This is a genomic window from Bartonella sp. ML70XJBT.G, assembly GCF_028618575.1.
Taxonomy (GTDB): domain Bacteria; phylum Pseudomonadota; class Alphaproteobacteria; order Rhizobiales; family Rhizobiaceae; genus Bartonella.
The window spans coordinates 1-4,365 of sequence record NZ_JAQITA010000047.1 but is presented as its reverse complement, the minus strand read 5'-3'; the positions used below and the strand labels follow the sequence as shown (position 1 = coordinate 4,365).

Sequence of the window (4,365 nt, the reverse complement as noted above, 5' to 3'; positions counted from 1 at the left end):
TTGAATCTTTTGATATGTCACCATTCTTTATGCCCGTAAGAGTACGCTGTTGATTTTTGTTATTGGTAATATCGATTTTATCACCACCTGCACCCTTGCCTATAGTGATGTCTTGCGTTTCAGCATCCTGTTTCACAAAGCTACTAGTAGCTACTTGTTCGGTGACTTCTTTTTGAATTTTCTGCAGCTGTCCAAAATTCACGGCATCGGTTTCTTCAGTACCAGTCTTCACACCAGAAAGAGTGCGAGACTCACCATCTCGATTAGCAATATTGATTTTATCACCGTCTGTATCCTTACCAATAGTGATGTGTTGCGTCTCACCATCCTGCTTAACAAAGCTATTGGCAGCTACTTGAGAAACCACATTATTAATCTGTTCAGTAATTTTATTCTGAACATTTGTGATAGAAGTACCAACTCCCGTTAAAGCATCGGATACATTCTTATAAGTACCTTCTTTTTCCTCACCTTCTCCGTTAATAGTTTTAATTTTAAAAGTTGGAGATATCCATTCACCATTTTCATACTTGGCATCGCCACCAAAAAACTTCGCAACATTGTCACCTAAAGTATAAAGCTGAGAGCCATTGATTGCATCGGTAGAGGTAGCTTTAATATCACCTTGTGCAAGAGAGGTGATCTTGCTTGCGGTTTTTTCTTTACCTTCTTCATCTCCAGCCTGTTTATGCTTGGCGACAAAGGCTCCAGCATCATCACTCCATAACAAGGAATCGTCTTGAGCTGTTTTGACGACATCTGCTACTTTTTTATCAAAATGGTTGAGAACATTTTCAAAGCTTTGACCAATGCCTTCAAGTGCAGACGCAACAGTTTGATAGCCATCTTTGGTTATATTTCCATCAGCGTCAACACCATTAGAATAGTAAGCCTGGGTCACAATAATCCCATCTTCACCGACAACCATATTACCACTACCAAGAGTAGCAGCAATCGAACTAGCAAAACTGTAAAGCTGGGAAGCATTGATTGCATCTTTTGAATTTTGAGAAATTTTTCCATTTGCAACAGCTGTGATTATTTTTTCTCCAGCATCAATACCAGTCGCCATTATTTTCGGGCCATTTGCAATTTTCAAACCCGTTACATCTAGAGTATTAGATCCTACTGTTATCTTATTAAGTGTAATATCCTTCGCGAGATCAAATTTTACATTATTGTCGCCTTTGTCTTTTGTAATATTAAGGTTGCTACTTCCAGCTGCCAAATCCATTGGGCTGCTTGAATTAACAGTCGTCTTATTTTCACCATTAACAGAGAGATCCCAACTTGGGATAATAGAGTTTTGTAAACCTTTTAGCTGTGCCACATTTACCGCATCGGTATCTGCAGTACCAGCTGCTACCCCTACAATTTGCCGTGACCAATTCATCTTTCCTTTAACGCCTCCGCCAACACTGACGGCACCATATTCAGATTTCCATGCAGCATCAGTGTTACTTGAGTTTTTCCCAGTCTTAGGATCATAGCCTGCAATCCCACCCTCAGTGTCAGCGCTAGAATGAGCTCCTAAGGCAACACCTTTATTAACACTCGCTTTTGCACCGTAACCAAAAGCAATCGCTGCATCAGATCCATTTTCAACTACAGCCGCAGTACCTATAGCTATTCCATAGTTCGCTTTTACGGATGGAACAGTATGGATAGCACCACCCTGTCCCATAAAACCTGCTCCTATTACAACACTTCCGATAGCACTATTATCTTTCTCAGAACCTATCCTTACTCTGTTGCCATTCCATTCAGCCAATTTATCATTCTTATTCAAAGCATTTTGTAAGACTTTCAACTGTGAAAAATTCACCGCATCAGTCGCGTCAGTACCGGCCACTATTCCTGTTATCTTTTTATTCCCTGCATTAATACCAGCAGTGGTGATTTGTGGACCATTCGCAATTTTCAAACCCGTGGCATCAAAGGTGTTCGTACCTGCTGTTACTTTATCGAGTGTGATGTTTTTTGCTAAATCAAATTTTATCTTATTGTCGTCTTGCCCTTTGGTGATTTGGAGATTGTTACTTCCAGTAGAAAAATCTACTGTACCGTCTATTTCTACAACCTTAGCATTTTTACCGTTAACAGAGAGTTTCCAGCCTTTGTCCACATAGGTTTGTAACGACTTTAACTGCGCAATATTGACTGCATCAGTATCTAAAGCACCTGCTGCAACTCCTCCAATTTGCCGTGTTTTATTCTTAGCTATATCACCAACACTAACGGCACCGTAAGTACTTTTCCATGCAAAAGTTGTATCTGTTGCCACCTTGTGTAAAAGAGGATTATAGCCTGCAACACCAGCAGCTACGTTAGCTATAGAATCAGCACCTAAAGCAATAGCGTGATCTGTGTTTGCTCTCGAATAAAATCCTATAGAAACAGCGTATTTAACTATTGCATATGCACGATGACCAACAGCAGTTGTACCATATTCCATAGCTTTAGCAATAGAACCCAAAGCTGTTGAGTAATCACCTTTGGCGGTTGTATAATCATCTTTCCTATCATTATTATCCGTATTATATTCACCACCTAATGCGGTACTGCTTCTTCCCAAAGCGTGTGCCATATATCCTATAGCAACACTTTCCAGCCCTGCTGCATTTGCCTTTGAGCCTAAAAAGGTAGCATTTCCCCCAGCTCTTTCAAGTCCTCTTGTCGTTACAAAACTCCTTACACTCGGTTTTATTGAATCGTTTTCTACTGATGCGCTAGAATCTTTTGAGGGAAATATCGTATTCCCATAATCATCGTCATCAACCGCACCAGCACCTCCACTCTTAGTTGCTACCTTTGTAAGTCGTGATGTTTTTTGATCGCTTTTTTCTAAAAGCATCTTATTTAGGAAATTGGCATAATCACCAGAAGCATTCGCTTTTGCTGCTAGCACTGTATTCAGCGCTGTTAAATAACCTGCCTTGGATGAACCAGAGTTATCAACATTGCTCTGACTATCATAAGCAGCAGTGATCTTTTTATCGTTCCCTTGAGAATAAACCGCTGTTGCCTTCTCCATACTTTGAAGAACTTGTTGGTCTATTATATCAATTTTTTTCGCCAATACAGAAGACGCACTCGATAAAAGCACAGCCATTGCCGTTCCCAACGAAAGCTTTGCAAACAAAGATAAATGTCGAGAAACAAGCAAAGTATTCAAACCATGTTGTCTCTTTGATATGATAGATAATTTTTTCATACAAACTCTCCAATGAAAAAATTTAAAAAGCATATCCGGAACATAAAAAAGACATATTTCAGTGTTAGATTTTTTCACGCATTAGTGATTGGATAAAAACTTCTGATTAAAGTGGAAATATTTTGAGTCTTTGTTTTTGTATTGTGTCTGCTTTCTATGTTGAGATCTAAATGTGAAAAGTGTTTAGTGGACGTGGAAATGACACATTTAGATTCTAGTGAAGCTTATAGTCGGTTTCTGCCGTGTAGGTGTTAAAAAGTTATGTTTCTGTGTTTTAAATATTAAAGGCATTTTACTTAAAAGAATATTTCAAAAATATTTTATTGTTTTATTTACTTGTGAGTCTTCTTTTATTGAGAAGCTTTTTTCTTAATAATTAAGTTAATTAGGGTATTCAAGAAAAATTATTTTTTAGGAGATAGTGATTTTTGGTGCTCTTTTATTCAGCGCAATATGATGTTGTAAATCTGCCCTTGTGTCATTCTTTTGTTTTTTACGCACCACTTTCCCCTCTTTGAATTATTTAAATCAAAATGAGTCTTACTAATATACTTTTTTCACCACTATCTGTTATCTAATAAAATAGCAAGAGAAAAATACGTTATTGCTTATGTTGCTGTGATCTTTTTTTTACAAAAACAGCTCTATAAAGACTTCATAACTATAATATACTACAGATTATACTTACTCGCTAAATATTTTTTGTGTCTATAAAACGCTCGCCCCTCTTTAAAAAGAAGAGCGAGCGTAATTAATAAAGATTGCTTTTTAATTATTAATTCAGCGTTAGGCTTAGCCCTACACCCACACCCCAACGTCCACCAGCACTTGTGACCGATAGGCTAGAACGGGTATTCCCATCTTCAGAGGTATAGCCAGCACCCAAAGCAAAGGCGGTTTGATTTTGCCATATACCACTAGCAAGTGCAACACTTAACTTTCCTGGTGAATCATTATAACGCAAATTAGAGACAGCCAAACCAATAGCAGCTGCTTGTCTTGCTTCTTTGCGTACATCCTCAACTGCATAATTTAACGTCTCAAACTTCATATCCGTGTAGGCTTTGGATTCATTAACCCCATTGTTTACTAAATCAGTCACACGATCATCCGTATATTTCTTCGCATCATCAAGAACTAACTTCATCTGT

1 protein-coding gene and 1 pseudogene are annotated in these 4,365 nt (G+C 38.1%); both read right to left on the bottom strand.

The genetic code is table 11. The features are described from left to right. Positions 1-3,214: pseudogene (locus PVV64_RS09910) on the bottom strand (hypothetical protein); the annotation flags it as partial. A gap of 775 nt (positions 3,215-3,989) precedes the next feature. After that, positions 3,990-4,365: YadA-like family protein (locus PVV64_RS09905; protein WP_273760827.1), on the bottom strand; the 376-nt coding region annotated here is incomplete at its 5' end.